The organism is Psychrobacter cibarius (genome assembly GCF_904845955.1).
GTDB classification, from domain to species: Bacteria; Pseudomonadota; Gammaproteobacteria; order Pseudomonadales; family Moraxellaceae; genus Psychrobacter; species Psychrobacter cibarius_B.
In genome coordinates this window covers 486,265-505,972 of sequence record NZ_CAJGYX010000003.1, presented here as the reverse complement: position 1 = coordinate 505,972, position 19,708 = coordinate 486,265, and the positions used below count along the sequence as shown (strand labels likewise).

General features: G+C 43.5%; 15 protein-coding genes and 1 pseudogene. 9 read left to right on the top strand and 7 right to left on the bottom strand.

Going from position 1 to position 19,708, the window contains the following annotated elements:
* Nucleotides 1-20: 20 nt before the first annotated feature.
* Nucleotides 21-656, bottom strand: coding sequence for a response regulator (locus JMV76_RS08900; RefSeq protein ID WP_055123802.1), 636 nt, complete (start codon nt 654-656; stop codon nt 21-23).
* Nucleotides 657-1,082: 426 nt separating this feature from the next.
* Between JMV76_RS08900 and JMV76_RS08895 the strand changes: the two genes are divergently transcribed.
* Nucleotides 1,083-2,171, top strand: coding sequence for a serine hydrolase (locus tag JMV76_RS08895; RefSeq protein ID WP_045451193.1), 1,089 nt, complete (start codon nt 1,083-1,085; stop codon nt 2,169-2,171).
* Nucleotides 2,172-2,343: 172 nt separating this feature from the next.
* Nucleotides 2,344-3,012, top strand: coding sequence for a thiamine phosphate synthase (locus JMV76_RS08890; protein ID WP_201502400.1), 669 nt, complete (start codon nt 2,344-2,346; stop codon nt 3,010-3,012).
* A gap of 49 nt (nt 3,013-3,061) precedes the next feature.
* Here JMV76_RS08890 and JMV76_RS08885 read toward each other — a convergent pair whose 3' ends face one another.
* Entirely contained in the window at nt 3,062-3,391 is a 330-nt protein-coding gene (locus JMV76_RS08885; RefSeq protein ID WP_045446956.1) for a TraR/DksA family transcriptional regulator, read from the bottom strand.
* Nucleotides 3,392-3,746: 355 nt separating this feature from the next.
* Here JMV76_RS08885 and JMV76_RS08880 point away from each other — a divergent pair, with 355 nt between their 5' ends.
* The 5 genes from JMV76_RS08880 (at nt 3,747) to ruvB (ending at nt 9,098) form a co-directional block, all read left to right on the top strand.
* Nucleotides 3,747-4,961 (top strand): phosphoglycerate kinase, encoded by a 1,215-nt coding sequence (locus JMV76_RS08880; RefSeq protein ID WP_201502399.1) that lies wholly within the window; start codon nt 3,747-3,749, stop codon nt 4,959-4,961.
* Nucleotides 4,962-5,220: 259 nt separating this feature from the next.
* On the top strand, nt 5,221-5,607 hold the full coding sequence (locus tag JMV76_RS08875) for a hypothetical protein (RefSeq protein WP_201502398.1): 387 nt from the start codon (nt 5,221-5,223) through the stop codon (nt 5,605-5,607).
* A 555-nt stretch (nt 5,608-6,162) separates the two neighbouring features.
* Entirely contained in the window at nt 6,163-7,200 is a 1,038-nt protein-coding gene (gene fba, locus JMV76_RS08870; protein WP_201502397.1) for a class II fructose-bisphosphate aldolase, read from the top strand.
* A 94-nt stretch (nt 7,201-7,294) separates the two neighbouring features.
* A complete protein-coding gene (gene ruvA / locus JMV76_RS08865) occupies nt 7,295-7,915 on the top strand; it encodes a Holliday junction branch migration protein RuvA (protein ID WP_045446946.1) in 621 nt (206 codons plus the stop codon).
* 202 nt (nt 7,916-8,117) lie between these two features.
* Nucleotides 8,118-9,098 carry a Holliday junction branch migration DNA helicase RuvB gene (gene ruvB, locus JMV76_RS08860; protein WP_201502430.1) on the top strand — a complete coding sequence of 327 codons (981 nt, stop codon included), beginning with the start codon at nt 8,118-8,120 and terminating at the stop codon, nt 9,096-9,098.
* A 92-nt stretch (nt 9,099-9,190) separates the two neighbouring features.
* On the opposite strand, the pseudogene JMV76_RS15175 reads toward ruvB, so the two are convergent.
* From JMV76_RS15175 to JMV76_RS08835, 5 genes and pseudogenes are all read right to left on the bottom strand, one after another.
* Nucleotides 9,191-10,585, bottom strand: a pseudogene (locus JMV76_RS15175) (FAD-binding oxidoreductase).
* Between the two features lie 206 nt (nt 10,586-10,791).
* Nucleotides 10,792-12,453: an ABC1 kinase family protein gene (locus JMV76_RS08850; protein WP_201502396.1), complete on the bottom strand. Its 1,662-nt coding sequence runs from the start codon at nt 12,451-12,453 to the stop codon at nt 10,792-10,794.
* A 154-nt stretch (nt 12,454-12,607) separates the two neighbouring features.
* Nucleotides 12,608-13,312 (bottom strand): ubiquinone biosynthesis accessory factor UbiJ, encoded by a 705-nt coding sequence (locus tag JMV76_RS08845; protein ID WP_201502395.1) that lies wholly within the window; start codon nt 13,310-13,312, stop codon nt 12,608-12,610.
* Nucleotides 13,313-13,423: 111 nt separating this feature from the next.
* Entirely contained in the window at nt 13,424-14,584 is a 1,161-nt protein-coding gene (ubiE, locus tag JMV76_RS08840; protein ID WP_201502394.1) for a bifunctional demethylmenaquinone methyltransferase/2-methoxy-6-polyprenyl-1,4-benzoquinol methylase UbiE, read from the bottom strand.
* Between the two features lie 81 nt (nt 14,585-14,665).
* The gene (locus JMV76_RS08835; RefSeq protein WP_201502393.1) at nt 14,666-15,376 is read right to left on the bottom strand and encodes an FFLEELY motif protein; all 711 of its coding nucleotides are present in this window, start codon (nt 15,374-15,376) and stop codon (nt 14,666-14,668) included.
* Between the two features lie 253 nt (nt 15,377-15,629).
* Here JMV76_RS08835 and JMV76_RS08830 point away from each other — a divergent pair, with 253 nt between their 5' ends.
* Nucleotides 15,630-17,351 (top strand): ATPase, encoded by a 1,722-nt coding sequence (locus tag JMV76_RS08830; RefSeq protein ID WP_201502392.1) that lies wholly within the window; start codon nt 15,630-15,632, stop codon nt 17,349-17,351.
* Nucleotides 17,352-17,990: 639 nt separating this feature from the next.
* Nucleotides 17,991-19,598 (top strand): inorganic phosphate transporter, encoded by a 1,608-nt coding sequence (locus JMV76_RS08825; RefSeq protein ID WP_201502391.1) that lies wholly within the window; start codon nt 17,991-17,993, stop codon nt 19,596-19,598.
* Nucleotides 19,599-19,708: the final 110 nt, after the last annotated feature.

Below are 19,708 nucleotides of genomic sequence, written 5' to 3'. Positions count from 1 at the left end.
TGAGGACACGCCCTAATGAGTTATGGCTGAATTAGACCATGACGAATGGCCAAATGTGTTAACTTCACATCGCTATCAACCCCAACTTTTTCATAAATACGATAGCGGTAAGTGTTGATGGTTTTGACACTCACAAATAGCTGATCGGCGATTTGCTGCGGGCTTTGACAGTTAACAACCATCATTGCCACCTGTTTTTCGCGATCACTCAGTAAGTCAAAAGGTGAGTTGGCATTATCTGACAGCAAAACATCAGCCAGTTGCTCAGCGACATCTTGGCTAAAATAACGACCACCTTGATAGATTTTTTTGACAGCGCGAATCATCTCATCGAGCGGCGTGCCCTTCGTGATATAGCCATTGACCCCCGCTTTGATAAGCATCGAAGGATACGGCTGCGCTGACATACTGCTGACGGCCAATATTTTGATACCCATATCCAGCTGAATTAAGCGTTTGGTTGCTTCAAGCCCACCAATATTAGGCATATTGACATCAAGCAAAACCACATCAGGGCGCAATTGTTTGGCCAATTTGATGGCCATGTCACCGCTGTCCGCTTCGCCGATTACTTCGATATCGATACTATCTGACAACATGCGGCTAATACCCATTCTCACCAAATCATGATCATCTACTACCAGTACTTTAATCATAACGATACTCTTTGTTGTTTGTCAGAATGAAGGCTTTTATTGACGCTAAATGACAAAAAATAAAATCATTAGAGTCGTTTTTTTAGTTTTTGAAAAAATAAAATATTGCTAATCTTTTAGATAGATACCATTGTTTAATATAACAAAAAACGAATAATTACAGTGTTCAAAGTTAAGATATATTGCTGAAATGTGAGTCAATGTTTCTGTAATATAAAGTGGTTGTAGTAAAATTTGAATTACACCAAAATAAATTATTAAATCAGCTTGATACATTAAACTTAAATGCAAACCATGATACACTAAAAATACAAAAACTCTATACGAGTACTTATAAACCCATTCATAAACGCTACGTACGTTGTTGCTATTGGTTAGTATGTAACTGATTCTCTAATTAACAGCATCGTGACAGCAGGAGGCATAATGAAGCAACTACCATTAACCAAACAGCAATTAATCGCTGCTATGATTTCATTGAGTTTGGGCAGTGTTGCACAAGCCGCACTTACTATTAATGGTAGCGCTGACACTAGCTCTAGTGCTCGCATGAGTTGGGGCGGTGCCGATAGTCTGTCTGAAGCACGTAATATTATGTACAAATCCAAAGGCTCAGCTATCAAGAAAGTTGATAGTGGCAATGGTACGACCAGTATCACCAACGCCAATAGCTTCGGTAGTAGTAATAACAGTTACAATAGCAGTAACAGCTACAATACAACGTATCGTGGCTCATTTGGTAGCAGTAACATGATACCGATCAGCACTGATTCGCGTAGTGTTGCGGTCATCGATGCTGAAACGGGCGAATCTATTTATGAAAAAGATGCTGACATTGCACGCCCAATGGCCAGTATCTCTAAAGTGATGACGGCCATGGTCGTATTGGATGCTGGTCTCGATATGCGTGAAGAGCTCACACTCGATCCAGAAGATTTCGTCGGCCCTAAGCGTGCCAGCTCTAACCTCAAATCAGGCGATCGTTTGAATCGTGCTGAGATGTTGCTGATGGCACTGATGAAATCAGAAAATCCAGCAGCAAAGAGTTTAGCGCGTAATTATCCAGGTGGCTATACCGCCTTTATACGTGCCATGAATCGCAAAGCTCAAGATCTGGGTATGACCACGGCTTTCTTTGGTGATCCAACGGGTCTTGATAAGCGCAACGTCGCTTCATCAAATGACTTGGTTAAAATGGTTCGCGCGGCGGGTAACTATGACGTGATTCGTCGTTTCTCGACCACCAAGAGCTATGACTTTTATGTGTCTAACTACTCAAGTGGTAACCGTACTTATAAAGCCAATAACACCAGTAGCTTGGTTCGTGCCGGTGATTATCCAATTGGTATCTCAAAAACAGGTTTTATCAATGAAGCTGGTCGTTGTGTGGTCATGGAAACGCGTGTGAATAACCGCCCAGCAATTATCGTCATCTTAGGAGCGAACAGCTCAGCCACACGTTGGGGTGATGCCAAAAATATTCTAAACAGTTTAGCGACACGCCGCACGGTATAACTTTACTGTTTTAGCATTTATAAAAAAGGCTGTTATTCGATATAACAGCCTTTTTATTGTGTTGAATTTAAGGTTTGTCTTTAATTTAATCAATGGACTTCTACATGGGCTAAAAATTTATCTCATTTTTATCTCCATTTTTAAAATGAGGACACACTCTAGGAAAAATAACATGACTCAAACATCGACTGTTATATCAGCGCCAAAGCTATATTTACTGACCAATGACGATGAGTTTGCGCTGCTGTATCGCAAATTAGAAGCAGCACTAGCAACAGGATTCATTGCGCTGTTACAAATTCGTCGCAAGCAGATATTGGCGCTACCTGATGGTGAGTCTCGTCTATACGAAGAGGCTAGACAAATAGTTGAGTTGGCGAAAGCGTACAGCGTACCAGTCGTCATCAATGACAATATTAAACTGGCTGCCAAGCTCGGCGTTGGTGTGCATTTGGGTCAACAAGATGGCGAAGTCACTGATGCTAAGCACGAACTACAACCAAACCAAGTGATCGGACGCACTTGTCATGGCAAGATAGAACTGGTTGAAGAAGCAAAAAATGAGGGCGTAAGCTATGCCGCTATGGGTGCGATTTTTACCTCAAGTACAAAACCTAACGCCAATGTTATCTCGCGTCAGCAGCTCATAGATGGCTGTCAGCAAAATATAGCGATATGTGTCATCGGTGGCTTGACGGCAGAAAATGTCACCGAGCTGGCAGGTTTGCCCATTACTTACGTGGGGGTCGTTGGAGATATTATGGATTTGCCCGTGGATCAAATCGCTGCGCGCTGTAAACAATGGCAGCAGGCGTTCTCTCAATGGAAAACGCCTACTTGATCACTGGAACTTTGGTTTGGAATGGATGTTTTAGAGTAAAAATGGGTCGTTATTCAGCGTGTTCCATACATAGGGTAGCGTAAGGCAGTGCTTGTAAGCGCTGTTCTTCAATTTGCTCACCGCAGACTTCACATTTACCATAAGTCCCGTTTTCAATACGACTTAGTGCATTTTCGACATAGATCAAACTTTGACGGGCTTCAACCATCAAATTTGTACGCATGTCGTTTTGACGATAAGAGATGGCTTGGTCTTCCCAATGCTCATTGAGGTCGTCTTGCGGGTTTTGGATATGATCTTCGATTTTATCGATACGAGTCTCATATTCTTCTTTAAGTGTTAGTAGGTTTTGTTTGGCAGCTTGAAGGTCGATACTCATTGGGTTCTCCTAATGGGTTATTTTTATTGTAGGTATTATTTATTATCAGTGCTAATAGCATCTTAAACAGCCTTATTACTAAGTGCCACCACGAAATGTTACTGATTTTTATTAAAATTTAGCCATTTGTCTTATTTTTATCCCCATTTTCAAAATGAGGATACGCCCGAGTAAAATTTAATAGTGCGTTCTTTATGAGCACTTGCTAGAAAACTGCTAGAATACACCGCCTCAAATTCTTGCTTGGTTACTTTTATAAAGCCACAGACAAGAGCAGCCGATTTGATAAATATTTTCAGTAATGAGTAAAAAGCCAACCGATAGATTAACAAGAGATGATGCATAGGAGCAGGTAATGAATTTTTTGCGTATGAGTGAGCTGAGCTTAACGGATAAAGTGGTGTTGATTCGTGAAGATCTCAATGTGCCTATTAAAAACGGTAAAGTCGCCAGTGATGCACGCCTGCAAGCCAGTTTGCCTACGATTAAGATGGCGTTAGAAAAAGGCGCGGCCGTTATAGTTTGTTCACACTTAGGTCGTCCAACTGAAGGCAGTCCTGAGTCGATATATTCGCTAGCACCAGTTGCTGAGTATTTAAGCGATAAATTAGCCACAGAGTTATCAAAGCCCGTTAGCTTAAACAATGACTACCTTACTGAAGGCGTGACAATTCAAGCAGGCGAGGTCATGCTATTAGAAAACGTGCGCTTTAATCAGGGCGAAAAGAAAAACGATGCGGATTTAGCACAGAAATACGCTGATTTATGCGATGTATTCGTGATGGATGCATTTGGCACCGCACATCGTGCGCAGGCCTCAACAGAAGGCGTTACCCAAGCTATGCATCGAGCAGGAAAAACAGCTTGTGCAGGACCTTTATTGGCGGCTGAGCTTGATGCGTTAAGCTGGGCACTTGAAACCCCAGCACAGCCAATGTTGGCAATCGTTGGTGGTTCAAAAGTATCGACAAAGCTAGAAGTGCTGCACAGTTTGTCTGAATTGTGCTCGCAGATTATCGTTGGTGGCGGTATTGCGAATACCTTCCTAGCCGCGCAAGGTTATAGCGTTGGTGCATCACTTTATGAAGCGGACTTGGTTGAGACAGCTCGTGACATTATGACTAAGACTGAGATTTTATTACCTGAGTATGTTGTCGTTGCTGATAAAAATGAGATTGATTTTGCTGACTTCACGGGCTCATTACAACAAGCCACTGCGACCATCAAATCTGTCGATACGATTGGCGAAAATGACATGATATTGGACATCGCTCCAAAAAGTGCTAACCAATTAGCGGATGCTATTATCAACGCAAAAACCATTTTATGGAATGGTCCGGTCGGTGTTTTTGAAGTCGATGCTTTTGGTCAGGGCACACAAATCATAGCAAATGCCGTTAAAAACAGCGAAGGATTTTCGATTGCTGGTGGTGGTGATACGCTTGCTGCAATTGATAAATATCAAGTGGCAGATGGCGTTAGCTACATGTCAACAGGTGGTGGCGCATTTTTAGAGTTTGTAGAAGGCAAGGTATTGCCTGCGGTTGCTGCTCTACAGATTGATGCGTAACGCTTTAACGATATTTAGCAGATGAGTAACATTAGCCGTACAATTTAGCCTCACCATCTCATGTACGCTGTATCAATAATATTTTGGCTACTATTCTTATCTTATTGTTTTAAGAGAAATAAGAGTCAGTGGCCACTCATTATTATTAAGTAGTAATTATTTGTTTCTATACTGAAAATTATGATTGCATGTCTAATTTGCACTCTATAAAATAGCGCAAATCATGTATTTGACATGCTTTATTTATGAGGGATTTATTATGTTAAAACGCCATTTATTACTTGCTAGCGTACTTGCTGGTACTTTTGCAATCACTGCATGTAGCCAACAAACAGAAGAGAACGCCGAAGCTACTGTTGAGTCTGCTGGTGATGATGTTGCTGCTAACGCTGATACTGCCGCTGCTGAAACAGAAGCCGCTGCCGCTGAAGCTGAAGTTGCTGCAAAAGATGCTGGTACTGAAGTTGCCGAAGGCGCTGAAACTGCCGGTGTTGCTGCTACAGATGCACTAAAAAACACTGGTGAAGCAGTTGTGGTAGGCGCAAATGAAGCCGTTGCCAAAACTGCTGAAGTGGTTGCCGATGGCGCATCTGCTGTTGAGAATAAAGCCAGTGAAAACGCAGTAGAAGCAGAACAACAGTACTAATTATCAATACATAAGCAACTGGACCTAAGCCATTGATCTACTAATTTATCGATTGATGAATAGCTTATTAAGCTGTTGGTTGCAGGTATTGATTACTGTCTAAGCCCTCAAAATATTTAAAAAGCTTTGGTGATAGCCAAGGCTTTTTTGTATTTAAAATCATAATCTAGAGGTTAGGGTGTGTCCTCATTTTTAGCGCATTTAAATATCCATTGATTGAATTGAGGGCATGCCCTAGTCAGTCAAAAATATGGTGCACAAGGTTTATCCATTTTTTCAATCAGCTGCGTATCATATGGAACTTATCAAATTGTTTTATAAAACTCGCTATCATTCTGTTTTGTGAATCAAGCAAAGAAAGAAATAGTCGGTTAACCGCTACGAAGCGCTGGCAATTTTTGCTATAATCACGGCGTAATAATTACGATCAAAAAACACTGGTTTTTTGCTGGTCTGGCTATTATCAGGCTAGGGTTTTAGGGCAATTGTTGCAACATCGTATTTTTAAGAATGATTTCTTAATATCATATTCAAAATTTAATCAGAGAGCGTCTTATGGCTTTAATATCGTTACGTCAACTTCTAGATCATGCCGCCGAAAATAACTACGGTGTCCCTGCTTACAATGTTAATAATTTAGAGCAGATGCGTGCAATCATGATGGCAGCCGACGCCTGTGATTCTCCTGTTATCGTACAGGCTAGTGCTGGTGCACGCAGTTATGCAGGCTCTGCATTTTTGCGTCATCTGATTATTGCTGCTATCGAAGAGTGGCCACATATTCCAGTCGTGATGCATCAAGATCATGGTATGTCACCAGCGATTTGCCAACGCTCAATTCAGCTGGGCTTTTCATCAGTGATGATGGACGGCTCGCTCGGTGAAGATGGTAAAACGCCAATGGATTATGATTACAATGCCAGCGTGACTCGCGAAGTTGTCAAGATGGCACACGCGTGCGGTGTTTCGGTAGAAGGTGAAATTGGTTGCTTAGGTAGTCTTGAGACTGGTATGGCTGGTGAAGAAGACGGCTCTGGCGCAGAAGGCGTCTTAGATCACGAGCAGCTATTGACCAGTGCTGATGAAGCAGAACAGTTCGTTAAAGACACTAACGTCGATGCGTTAGCCATTGCTATCGGTACCAGTCATGGTGCTTATAAATTCACCCGTCCACCGACAGGCGACATCCTATCGATTGAGCGTGTAAAAGAGATTCATGCCCGTATTCCTAACACTCATTTGGTCATGCATGGCTCGTCATCAGTGCCGCAAGAGTGGTTAAAAGTTATCAATGAAAATGGTGGCAACATCGGTGAGACTTATGGTGTACCGGTTGAGCAAATCGTTGAAGCGATTAAGCATGGTGTGCGTAAGGTAAATATCGATACCGATTTACGTTTGGCATCAACGGGCGCTATTCGTAAATTCCTTGCAGAAAACCCTAGCGAATTTGATCCGCGTAAATACTTCAAAGCCTCTATGGTTGCGATGTCAGATATCTGTACCAATCGTTTCGAGGCCTTTGGTTCAGCTGGTCAGGCACATAAAATTCGCCCGATCAGTCTTGAAGGTATGGTTGATTTTTATAGATAAGCGTTGCCAACAAGATATGCTTATTTAATAGCATTTATCATTAAATAGCAGCTCAGTTCATTTTTTATATCAGCTCTAATAAAGGTAGTGGATTATGATCGGATTGATTAGTGGTCAAGTGCAGTATTTGATGGCACCGACTGCCTGTGTCATGACCACCTCTGGTGTCGGCTACGATATAGAGCTGCCGCTACCGTCATTTTGCCAGTTGCGTCTCAATGAGCAGGCGAGCATTTGGACGCACTTTCATGTGCGTGAAGATGCGCAGCTGCTTTATGGCTTTATCGATCGCAAAGAGCGTGACGTCTTTCGTCAATTGATCAAGATCAATGGCGTTGGCGCAAAAATGGCGTTAGCAATGCTATCTGCGATGTCAGCTGCTGAGCTAAAGATGCATGTCGAGCAAGAGTCAGAGACGGCATTAACCCGTATTCCCGGTATCGGTAAAAAAACAGCGCAGCGCTTATTGATTGAGCTAAAAGATAAGCTGAAAAATATCGAAGTCGATAGCAGTCATTTAGAGTTTGCCATGCAACCTGCTGAGGTGTCTCACGAGGGCAGCATCATCGCTGAGGTAGAAGGCGCGTTGATTAGCTTGGGCTATAAAGAAAGAGAGGCACAGCAAGCGATTAAAGCTGCTAAGAGTAATGGTAATACCTTTGCCGATACGCAAGGTTTACTAAAAGCCACATTGCAACAGTTGTCAGGATTTTGATTCATATAGCTCACTACCCTTGATATGTATCAATAAGTCTTAAACAGATAAGCGACATTCATTGTCGCTTATTTTCGTTTTAGGCTGTGCTTTATTTAGTAGCTGCTTTATGATGTTTTGCATGACTTATACGTAGCGTTTGGTTATGCTATTTATACCTATTCTTTAAAAATAATGATTTAATATAATGATAAAACCTATGATGCAAGATCGTTTGATTAATCCATTCGAAGGGGCAGGCGATGCGCCTGATTCTAATATTCGACCGGCATTATTGGCTGAATATATTGGTCAGCCAGTGGTACGTGAGCAGATGGAGGTATTTATTGGCGCAGCGCGTGGTCGGGGTGAGGCATTAGATCATACTTTGATTTTTGGTCCGCCCGGTCTTGGAAAAACGACGCTTGCCAATATTATTGCTCGTGAAATGGGTGGTAATTTGCGTTCAACCTCAGGACCTGTGCTTGAGCGTCCCGGTGATCTAGCAGCCATGCTAACCAATCTAGAAGAAGGTGATGTGCTATTTATCGACGAAATTCATCGATTGAGTTCCGTTATTGAAGAGATACTATACCCCGCTATGGAAGACTTTCAGCTGGATATTATGATTGGTGAAGGGCCTGCGGCACGTTCTATTAAGCTGGATTTACCGCCGTTTACCTTGGTTGCGGCAACCACGCGAGCAGGATTATTGACCTCACCACTGCGTGATCGTTTCGGCATTGTGCAGCGGCTCGAATTTTATAATATTGCTGACCTGACCACGATTGTGAGTCGTGCCGCACGTTTGATGCGTGTACCGATGAGTGAAGATGGCGCGGTGGAAATTGCTCGCCGTGCGCGTGGTACGCCAAGGATTGCCAATCGTTTATTACGCCGTGTACGTGATTATGCTGAAGTGAGAGGCGACGGTACTATCAATGGCGCGATTGCGGGCAGTGCGCTCGATATGCTGGCAGTTGATAGACGTGGTCTTGATCATTTGGACAGACGTTATATTGAGATATTGCACGAACGTTTTGATGGTGGTCCAGCTGGCGTTGAAGCGGTAGCAGCAGCAATGGCTGAGGATCGCGGTACGCTTGAGGATGTGATTGAGCCATACCTTATTCAGCAAGGCTACGTATTACGTACTGCACGTGGACGCGTACTGACCCAGATGGCGATTGACCAGATGTTATGAAATTAGCCTAAAAAATGCCCCTACGTTTAACTAGAGTATTAAACGTAGGGGCATTTTTTAGGCTTTGGTTTCTTATAATCACCATTTAACAGTTAAACAGTGGGTAAAGCCTCAGGCCATATTTTACCTGGATTTAAGATATTTTTAGGGTCAAGGGCTGATTTAATCGCTTGCATCAGCACTAAGGCATTACCGTGCTCTTGCTGCATATATTTTTGTTTGCCTTGCCCGATGCCATGCTCACCTGTACAAGTGCCATCCATTTCAATAGCGCGGGTAGCTAAGCGGCTGATAATGCCGTCAGCAGTAGCGATTTCTTCAGGGTTATCGGTATCGACTAATAACAAAACATGAAAATTACCATCGCCAACGTGACCGACGATAGGCCCAATCATACCCGACGCTTCGATATCTTTTGCTGTCGCACTGACGCATTCTGCTAATCGTGAAATGGGCACACAAGCATCCGTCGATAAGGCTCTGGCTTCAGGACGTAGAGCAGAGCTGGCATGATAAGCGTTATGCCGTGCTTGCCACAGACGCTTGCGCTCGGCTTCATTGGTATCCCAAGCGAAGTCACGACCGCCGAATTCTTCGATAATATCCGTAAACATTTGAGCTTGTTCAGCGACGCTGGTATCTGTGCCATGAAACTCTACAAATAGGGTAGGCGTCTCATCCAGATCAAGATTGGCATATTGATTACAGGCTTTAATTTGCATGGCATCAAGTAGCTCAATGCGCGCAATCGGCAAGCACATTTGAATGGTCAGCATCACTGCCTGACAGGCATCTTCAATCGTTGTGAAATGGCAAATACCGCTACCAATACGCTCGCTGATACCGAATAGTTTAAGCGTCACCTAAGTAACAATACCAAGTGTCCCCTCTGAGCCGATCATTAATCTCGTCAAGTCATAACCCGCCGCAGATTTTTTGGCACGGGTACCAGTGCGGACAATCTCTCCACTAGCGGTGACTATCTCAAGCGCGAGTACCACATCTTTCATCGTGCCATAACGTACCGCATTGGTGCCTGAAGCGCGAGTGGCGACCATACCGCCGATACTGGCATTGGCACCCGGATCTATTGGAAAAAACAGTCCTGTATCACGTAAGTAGTGATTGAGCTGCTCACGTGTGACGCCTGATTGTACGGTCACCGTCAGATCTTCATTATGTACCTGCAATATTCCATCCATCGCATGCATATCGATGCATAATCCACCATAAGGCGCATTTAATTGACCTTCTAAGGATGAACCAATACCAAATGCAATCACTGGCATTTTATATTGATTGCAAATCTCCACCGCAGCTGCTACCTCGTGCTTATCTGTTACTGTCAAGACGGCATCGGGTGGCTGATTGGCAAGCCACGTCATCGTATGCCCATGCTGCTCACGTACCGTTATATTGGTAGTAAGTTGTTTACCGAAACGGGTTTGTAAGGCAGCAATAGCCTCGCTGTGGTCTTTTTTAGCCATTGATATTTTAGAGGTAGACATGGGTGACTCCTATACAGAGTGTCTTTTTTACCGAGCCAATGAGAAATGAGGCAATGTAAAAGCTAAGCTCTCACTCACTTTAAATGTCACTAAAAAGCAATGAAAGTGAGTGGGAGTTTATTGAATAAAAATTAGATAGTAATGGCTATTAACCAATACTTATTTTTATTAAAAATAATAGAGTGTTAAGCTAAAATACGCCAAACGACAACCAAAATAGCCAATATATAAAAGATAGGCGAGAGCCAGCCAACAACCTGTGTTGCAATAGCAATTAAAATGGCAAAACCTGACAGTGCTAGCCAATCTCGGCGGCGATCATTAAGCATATCCGCACGAATTTGTTGTATTTCTCGCAGTTGACTGTCTTGGCGTGATCCTTGTGAGGCAAGGCTTTGTAAGCCTTGATCCAATAGCTTTGGAATATCAGTGGTCGATAATAAAATCTCTGGTAACTGCTGACGCAAGTGTTGCAAATTACGCATCGGATCGAGCTGCTCTTTAATCCAACTGCTTAAAATCGGCTTGGCAAGTGACCAGATATCAAGGTCAGGATACAAGTCGCGACCGAGTCCTTCGACATGAACCAAGGTCTTCAATAGCAGCATGAGTTGCGGCGGGATACTCATATGGTGACGACGGGCGATATCTAAAATTTGCATTAAGACACCAGCAAAGTCGATATCACTGATAGACTTTTGTAACATTGGACCAACCGTGCGTTTCATATCGCGCATCAGGGCATGCTTGTCTGTATTTGGTGGAATCCAACCGGCACGGCTGACGATATCAACCATCGCCGTAAAGTTGTTATTCATCACCGCCAACAGCATGCGCGCGACGATAAGCTGATCGTCTTTTGATAGCGTACCCATGATGGCGCAATCAAGCCCGATATAGCGTGGTTCGTGCCCTAAGTCAACCGCTGCCATATCGGCAGTGAGCGTTTTAACCGGCGGCGTCTCTACAAACACATTACCCGGATGCATATCGGCATGGAAGAAGTTATCGCGGAATACTTGGGTAAAAAATATCGTTAAGCCTTTTTCTGCTAGTGCTGCTCGGTCATAACCTAGCTTATCAAACACTTCAACTTGCGAGATAGGAACGCCTTGGATACGCTCCATGACCATCACATTTTTGGCAGAATCATAGACTTCTGGTACGTACATCAATGCGGAACCCAAGAAGTTGTTGCGCATCTGAGTGGTATTGTCTGCCTCTAAGATCAAATCCAGCTCGTTTAACATCACTTGGCGATAGTCTTCGACAATATCGATGATATGAATGGCACGTGCCGCTTCAATACGCGCTGATGCCCAATTGGCCAGCTCACGTAGTAGCTCAAAATCAGCAATGATGGTGGTACGAATATCAGGACGCACCACTTTTACCACCACTTCACGACCATCATGCAGCGCAGCAGTATGTACTTGGGCAATAGAAGCCGCCGCTAGAGGTTTGACATCAAAGCGTGCGAACAAGGTGCCAATCGATTGACCAAGACCGTGTTTAGGGTCTTGGATTTGGGTAATGGCCACATCAGAATTGAAAGGTTTGACTTTATCTTGTAGTTGAACCAATTGCTCGATAATCTCAGGCGGCACTAAATCGCGACGCGTTGACAATAGTTGTCCGAGCTTTAAAAACAGTGTGCCCATGTCTTCAAGTGCATATTTAATCGCATTGGGTTGGTGTTTTTTACCCCACGCCGCTGGATGTAGGCGAATCAAACGCGCCAAAGGTTGCAGCTGTGGCGCGTCTTCGATAGAAAGATGAGTATCGATGCGATAAGTTGCGGCGATACGCCAAAGCTCAAGTAAACGGGCGCGATGAGATAATAGCATGAGGTATGGGTACTCTAAAGAAAGTCGAAAATAGGGTGGGCACTGCACTTATTTATAAACTGTGCTTATCTATAAATTGCACTTATCTATAAATTGCACTTATCTATAAAAAGCGCTATCGATAATAGAATTTAGCGATCATCGACGACAACAGTTATTGATGAAACGAGTTATTGAGAAAGCGTGCCTGTTCATCTTTGATAGCAGCAAGTTTGGCCTCTTCACGTTCGACATCAGCCCGCAGCTTTAACAGTTGCTGCTTAAGATCGTTTACTTCTGCTGTCTCGGTAGGATCAGGAGCACTATTACCTGCTACCTCATTAGCCCAGTCGCTGACATCGTCAAAAGCGCGTTTGGCACTATGACGCCAGTTACCTTTTAGCTGTGATATAAGTAGATGTAACTGACTGGCCATCGGCTTACCAATAAATGGCTCAAGCTGTCCTGCAACATCTGGATCGAAACCTGCGACCAGTTGTTTGAGCTGCATTAGTACCTTGTAGTCACCCGCGATAGGTAAATTGCCTTCGGCACCACGCATCAGATTCAGCAGTTGCGCTGGGCTATCTACAGTAATGGTACAGTCTGGGCGACTATGACCAATCCGTGCGCGCTCCATACTGGCTTGTTGGTGCTCGTTCATCGCGCCACTTTGCTCAAACACACTCTCGGTTGTCACCGGCTCAAAACGCAAACGCTCATGAGTGAATAAAATATCCAAACGAATCTCAGGCATGGCCATATTGAGTCGCAACACTTTGCCAGCAAGCGGTGCCAATCCTGATTTGGTAATTTCATCACTAGCAATAGCAAGGTTAATCAGCTTTTCGGCACCCGCCAAAAGTAGAACAGTCAGCATAAGGCTCTCGCATAGTCAGTTGAGCGCCTGAAAAGAGCGCATCATTTGTAAAGGTCAGTTGCCACCACTTTACGTGATGGCATGTCTATTACGATAGTTTTTAACTTAATATTACGCTTTAAAGCCGCGATGGACAGCGACAATACCAGCCGTCAAGTTATGATAATCACAATTTTCAAAGCCCGCTTGCTGCATCATTTGTTTCAACGTCTGTTGATCAGGATGCATACGAATCGATTCGGCCAAATATTGATAACTCTCAGAATCATTGGCAATCAGCTTGCCCATAATAGGTAAGGCGGTAAATGAGTATAAATCATAGGCTTTAGACAATGGCTCAAATACAGGTTTTGAGAACTCCAAAATTAATAAACGTCCACCTGGCTTAAGCACACGGTACATCGATTTGAGCGCTGCGTCTTTGTCCGTGACATTACGTAGACCAAAGCTGATAGTGACCAAATCAAAGCTATTGTCATCAAATGGCGCGAGTGTTTCTGCATTGGCAAGTACAAAATCGACGTTGTTGCAGCCAGCATTGATTAAGCGTTCATGACCGACTTCTAGCATGGCGGCATTGATATCTGATAACACCACATGGCCATTTCTACCGACTTCACGGCTAAATACTTTGGCCAAATCACCCGTACCGCCAGCGATATCAAGCACATGCTGACCCGCACGCACGCCTGATAAGCTAATGGCATAACGCTTCCATAGTCGATGAATACCAAATGACATTAAGTCGTTCATGATGTCGTATTTTTTGGCAACTGAGGTAAAAACATCGGCAACGCGCGCTTGCTTTTCAGCTTTATTGACAGTCTTATAGCCAAAATGCGTTTCTTCATTACCGTCAGTATCAGGCGTATGTGGGTTATTGATGTCATCACGTTGATTAAAAAGCGTTTGTTTGGCGGTTTGTGTTTGTGCAGATACATTGTCTACATGGTTGCTATTAGCGTTGTTGCTGATATTGTTACTGGTAGTATTATTTGGCATAGTGGTTTGTTGGCCTTGTGGCGTTCCCGTTGGTAGGTCTTGGACTTGTGTAAAGTCATTTCTCTTGCTGTTTTCGACGCCAGCATCAATACCTGTATTAAGCGTGGTATTAGTTTCATAGCTTCGACGTGCTTGTACTTGTGACGTAATATTTTGATTGTGGGTGATGCTATCTCTGACCAATTTATCTTGCAGGTGACCATTAGTCGTGGTGTTGAGCGCTGGCTTTTGGTCAGAGTGAGCGGTGTTGTTATTGGTATTATCGGTCATAGCATTATCCTGTTATTCACTTTTATGATTATTGGTTTGCAAGGTATAAAATAGCAGCTAACCAAGCAAATGATGCGTCTATCATACACCAAACGTCATTGGCTTACCGCCATTATCCGTCTCATGAACACGGTCAATAATCTCAAGTTCACGCTCACAAAACGGTTCAATAAAGCCGCTGACACTTTTTAGTGGTTTCATCGCTTTAAAGCCTGAATCGATAAATTTATACAAAGGCTGATAGTTGTAACGGTAGGCGGTGCCTTTAGCCAAGGCAAAGGCTTTTTGCAACATAAAAGAGTTTATATATTTATCGGTACGATAGCACACCTCTTTTAAATGACCGATTTGGATACGTCTGGTGTCGGCTTCATTGACTACGCGATAGGCGTTCAGCATGTTGTCTTCGTTAACGGCTAAATCTTGGGCCAATAGCCATTCTGCTAAATGTAAATCTAGCTCTATCGCTAAGATAGCTGCTTGTATTGCCATGCTGCCAGTCTCTAAAGCCGCTGCTGGCGCAAAACGTTCAACTTTTTGCGCTTTAGGCACAATACGTTCTAACTGTCTGGCCAGCAATTTAAACTCATCGCCGCCATACAATTGTGTCAAAAAATAATCTGCCATCAGCTGATTTTGAGGTTGTTCAAATAAGGTTTTATGAGTGTTCTGAATACGATCTCGTTGCCAAGCTTGCACCTCGCTAAGTTTATCGTTTAATGCCAAATCTTCATGATAAGGCAGTGCCCAAAAACGGTTCAAATGTTGTTGTAAGTCGGCTAAAGAGGCCATGGTCAGTAAACCTGCATAAAAGTAAAGAGGATTAAAAGGTTGCGAATAAAAAGCTCAGGATAAACCGTGTTTTATATTTTTGGTTTTTGTATTTATAGAGCGTGATTACAGCATGTGTCTGAGATTGTGTTCACCTTAAAAGAAAATAAAGCAGAATACAAATGTCAAACTGTTACATAGCAGCGTTATTTACCGAATTGCTGCAATGCTATGATGACGCTAACACGCTTTCAATCATAGGATGATGACAGTTATGAGCAAAAATAATAAGACGACTGAACCCACCGCACCACAAGCGCTAAGTGCACGATTTAGTGAGCAAATTGTCGATGAGCGCCTAACCCCCAATCCCCTGAGCCAGTTTTCTATGGACAAAGATGCACTGAGATTGGCACTGGTCACCGCCCAATATGCTCTACGAGCAACGCGGCAACAGACGCCACCAACCCTCAATAAACCAACAGGGCTATTGGTATTGGTCAATGGTATGGAGCAGGCAGGCAAGGGCACTGCTGTTAAGCAATTGCGCCAATGGGTAGATCCTCGACTACTTAAAGTTGAGGCAACCGTTGGTGATTGTCCCTTAGCGTATCAGCCGATTTGGCAGGCACATACCAAGGCGTTACCCCGTCATGGCGATGTGATGGTTCATTTTGGCAACTGGTATGCTGACTTGCTTTATAACGTCATGCGTATGGCAACGTCAGACAATGTCAATGCCAATGATAATGTCAATGATAATAAGGAACAGTCAAAAAATCTAAAATCAAAAAGCACAAAGTCTGACAATGACAAGTCTGACAACGACAAAGCGTTGCCGATTGCGCAATGGCAAGCATATTTACAGCAGCAGCTTATTAAGCTACAAGCGTTCGAACAAGACCTAGCTGCCAATCAAACCCGACTGCTTAAATGCTGGTTCCATGTCGATATCGAAACGTTGCAAGCGCGACTGAATGATGATGAAGCCGATCCGCAGTTTTTATACCAAATTGACTGGAATAGTAAAAAAGTTATCGAAACCTTTAATCAAGTGGCTACCGTTCTGCTACGCCAGCAAGATGATTGGATCATCATTGATGGTGATGACAAGTCAGATGCGGCTGACCATTTTTGCCATGAAGTGCTACAAGCGATGCAAACCGCGCTAATGAGTAGTAAAAAAAATACAGTACAAACCTCTGATAAATCGAAGGCTAAGAAGCAAGCTCAGCAATCACTCAAATCAGCAAAGTTTGAACCCGTAAAAATTCCTAAATGTTTAAAAGATATCAATAATGCAGAGATTGATAAGTCGGACTACCGTGATGCGTTGGTAGAAAAACAAGTTCGCCTTGCCCAGTTGCTGCGTGCGCGCAAAGGGCGTCATATCGTTTTTGCCTTTGAAGGAATGGACGCTGCTGGCAAAGGTGGCGCGATTAAAAGATTGGTGGCGCCGCTCGACCCACGCGAGTATCAAATTTATAATATCAGTGCGCCAATGTTGTATGAGCTGCAACATCCTTATCTATGGCGTTTTTGGACCAAACTTCCGAACGAGCAAACCGACCGTATTAGCCGTATTGCCATTTTTGATCGGACTTGGTATGGGCTCGTTTTGGTTGAGCGCATTGAGGGTTTTGCCACGGATGAGGAATGGCAGCGTGCTTACGATGAAATCAATCGCTTTGAGGCGGATTTAGCCGCGGCGGGGACAATCGTTATCAAATACTGGTTGGCTATCGATAAAAAAGAACAGCTTAAACGTTTTGAGGCACGTCAAAAGACACCGCACAAGCAGTTTAAGCTGACGGACGATGACTGGCGCAACCGTGATAAATGGTCGGATTATGTGCAGTCTGCGGCGGATATGCTGGCACGTACCGATACAGAGCACGCACCGTGGTGCGTCATCGCGACCAATGAGAAGCGTCAAGCACGTTTGGATGTTTTAGATCATGCGATTAAGCAACTATCAGCGGTGTGTGGCAGCTGATATGTGATTGGTCATTCAATTAGGTAGTTGGTTACAAAGCGCCATAATTATATATTTAACGTTAAATAAATTCAGGGAAAGAGAGTATAATGCGGCGTTACAGCAGGATGTTTTCTAACACATCTGCTGGCAGTTACAAATCTTGCAATATCATCATGCATTATGCGCTTATATTTAATATAATAGGCGCGTAATAGCTTCTGCTGTGCACGAAACTCACTGAGTGAGTAGCGTGTTTTTACCCTTTGACACAGACATTTTAATCACTCTGATTAATAAGTTTGGCAAAGGTTCTTACAATAGCAGTTATTAGAACCAAAATTATTACTACGACATATCTAAGCCGCAAGCTGCTGTAATCAGACGATTTGGCAATATTCCTTGCGGCTTTGTGACATATTGAGTGATGTGTTTTATCTTATTTGCTGCCTTTACGTAAAATAAAATACGAGTAAATAAAAGGTAAGCGCTAGGGTAGAGCACCAAGATAGCAGTAAGAAAAACCGTTTTTTAGCAAGCATATTGCGCGTTTCATATACGTTATATTAATGTCAGAAGCTATCACGAGCATTATTAATAGCCGCGCAATGTCATCAACCGCCTATAATTTCAATCAGCTTACGCAGGACGTATCAACGTATGGGTATCAGCAACAGTTCTACAGAGCCAGCCAAATCAGTCGGTTCTATGAGAATAAATCTATTTTTTGCCATTTTACTGATTGCGATGACCGCCTACTTTTTGTGGTGGGGTCTAGATTACACGATGCGTCAACAGACGACGCTATTTATTGTGGCCACTGCTTTTGGTGTCTTTATGGCATTCAATATTGGTGGTAACGATGTCGCCAACTCCTTTGGTACTTCAGTAGGTGCAGGGACGTTGACTATCCCGCAGGCATTGGGTATCGCAGCGATATTTGAAGTGTCCGGAGCCGTACTGGCAGGTGGTGAAGTCACCGATACTATTCGAAGCGGCATTGTCGATTTAGATGGTCTTTCAGTAACGCCCAACCAATTCATTTATGTCATGCTGTCAGCGCTCATCGCTGCCGCATTTTGGCTATTATTTGCCACCAAAAAAGGTCTGCCTGTTTCGACCACGCACGCCATTATTGGCGGCGTTGTTGGTAGCTCTATTGTATTAGGTATCACGTTAGGTGGTACTGAAATGGCATTATCAACGGTGAATTGGAGTACGATTGGCACCATCGCGATTTCTTGGGTATTATCACCGCTATTGGGCGGCGTTTTGTCCTATGTATTATATGGACAGATTAAGAAAAATATCATCGAATATAATGATAGAACAGAGGCGCACATTGCGACTTTGAAAGGCGACAAAAAAACCTTAAAACAAAACCACAAAGAATTTTTGGACGGTTTAACAGAATCAGAACAACTTGCCTATACGTCAGCGATGTTGCGTGATCAAGAAATCTACAAAGATGATGATTGCGATGTTGAAGATTTAGAGACTGACTACTATAAACAGCTTTATGAGATTGAAAATGAACGCAGCAACCTTGATACGCTAAAAGCGTTGAAGCAATGGGTGCCTATCATTGCGGCTGCAGGCGGCGCGGTCATGGCCTCTTTGGTCATCTTTAAGGGGCTAAAGAATGTCAATAATGGCATGACGACGCTGCAAGGCTTTTTAATCATGGGTATGATCGCGGCGCTGGTGTGGCTTGCGACCTTTATCTATACCAAGAGTATCCGCGGTAAACATAAAGAGGATTTGACCAAAGCGACGTTTATTATGTTTAGCTGGATGCAAGTCTTTACTGCCTCTGCTTTTGCCTTTAGCCATGGCTCAAACGATATTGCCAATGCAGTCGGTCCTTTTGCTGCGATTATGGATGTTATCCGTACCAATAGCATTGCGACTGAAGCCGCTGTACCGCCTGCGGTTATGCTGACCTTTGGTGTTGCGCTTATCGTTGGTCTTTGGTTCATTGGTAAAGAAGTCATTCAAACGGTTGGTACCAACTTGGCAAAAATGCATCCCGCTTCTGGTTTTTCAGCTGAATTGGCTGCGGCAGCAGTGGTAATGGGCGCATCAACTATGGGGCTGCCTGTATCAAGCACGCATACCTTGGTCGGTGCAGTACTGGGTATCGGTATCGTCAATAGAGACACCAATTCGGCGTTGATGAACCCTATCGGTTTGGCACGGATCATTACTCTTCCTGCAGCAGCGGCAATGTCTGCAATCAGTTATATCATTTTGGTCAATATTTTTTAAAATGTACGCTTATTAAAGTTTTATTTAACGTTATTTATAAGCACGTTTCCAAATAAAAAACGCTTATCAGCATCATGCCGATAAGCGTTTCTTTTATGTCAAGTTAAGGT

What these genes read in the sequence shown, in the direction of transcription:
- JMV76_RS08900 (WP_055123802.1), bottom strand. Translation starts at nt 656, where the DNA reads ATGATTAAAGTACTGGTAGTAGATGATCATGATTTGGTGAGAATGGGT.
- JMV76_RS08895 (WP_045451193.1), top strand. Translation starts at nt 1,083, where the DNA reads ATGAAGCAACTACCATTAACCAAACAGCAATTAATCGCTGCTATGATT.
- JMV76_RS08890 (WP_201502400.1), top strand. Translation starts at nt 2,344, where the DNA reads ATGACTCAAACATCGACTGTTATATCAGCGCCAAAGCTATATTTACTG.
- JMV76_RS08885 (WP_045446956.1), bottom strand. Translation starts at nt 3,391, where the DNA reads ATGAGTATCGACCTTCAAGCTGCCAAACAAAACCTACTAACACTTAAA.
- JMV76_RS08880 (WP_201502399.1), top strand. Translation starts at nt 3,747, where the DNA reads ATGAATTTTTTGCGTATGAGTGAGCTGAGCTTAACGGATAAAGTGGTG.
- JMV76_RS08875 (WP_201502398.1), top strand. Translation starts at nt 5,221, where the DNA reads ATGTTAAAACGCCATTTATTACTTGCTAGCGTACTTGCTGGTACTTTT.
- fba (WP_201502397.1), top strand. Translation starts at nt 6,163, where the DNA reads ATGGCTTTAATATCGTTACGTCAACTTCTAGATCATGCCGCCGAAAAT.
- ruvA (WP_045446946.1), top strand. Translation starts at nt 7,295, where the DNA reads ATGATCGGATTGATTAGTGGTCAAGTGCAGTATTTGATGGCACCGACT.
- ruvB (WP_201502430.1), top strand. Translation starts at nt 8,118, where the DNA reads ATGCAAGATCGTTTGATTAATCCATTCGAAGGGGCAGGCGATGCGCCT.
- JMV76_RS08850 (WP_201502396.1), bottom strand. Translation starts at nt 12,453, where the DNA reads ATGCTATTATCTCATCGCGCCCGTTTACTTGAGCTTTGGCGTATCGCC.
- JMV76_RS08845 (WP_201502395.1), bottom strand. Translation starts at nt 13,312, where the DNA reads ATGCTGACTGTTCTACTTTTGGCGGGTGCCGAAAAGCTGATTAACCTT.
- ubiE (WP_201502394.1), bottom strand. Translation starts at nt 14,584, where the DNA reads ATGACCGATAATACCAATAACAACACCGCTCACTCTGACCAAAAGCCA.
- JMV76_RS08835 (WP_201502393.1), bottom strand. Translation starts at nt 15,376, where the DNA reads ATGGCCTCTTTAGCCGACTTACAACAACATTTGAACCGTTTTTGGGCA.
- JMV76_RS08830 (WP_201502392.1), top strand. Translation starts at nt 15,630, where the DNA reads ATGAGCAAAAATAATAAGACGACTGAACCCACCGCACCACAAGCGCTA.
- JMV76_RS08825 (WP_201502391.1), top strand. Translation starts at nt 17,991, where the DNA reads ATGGGTATCAGCAACAGTTCTACAGAGCCAGCCAAATCAGTCGGTTCT.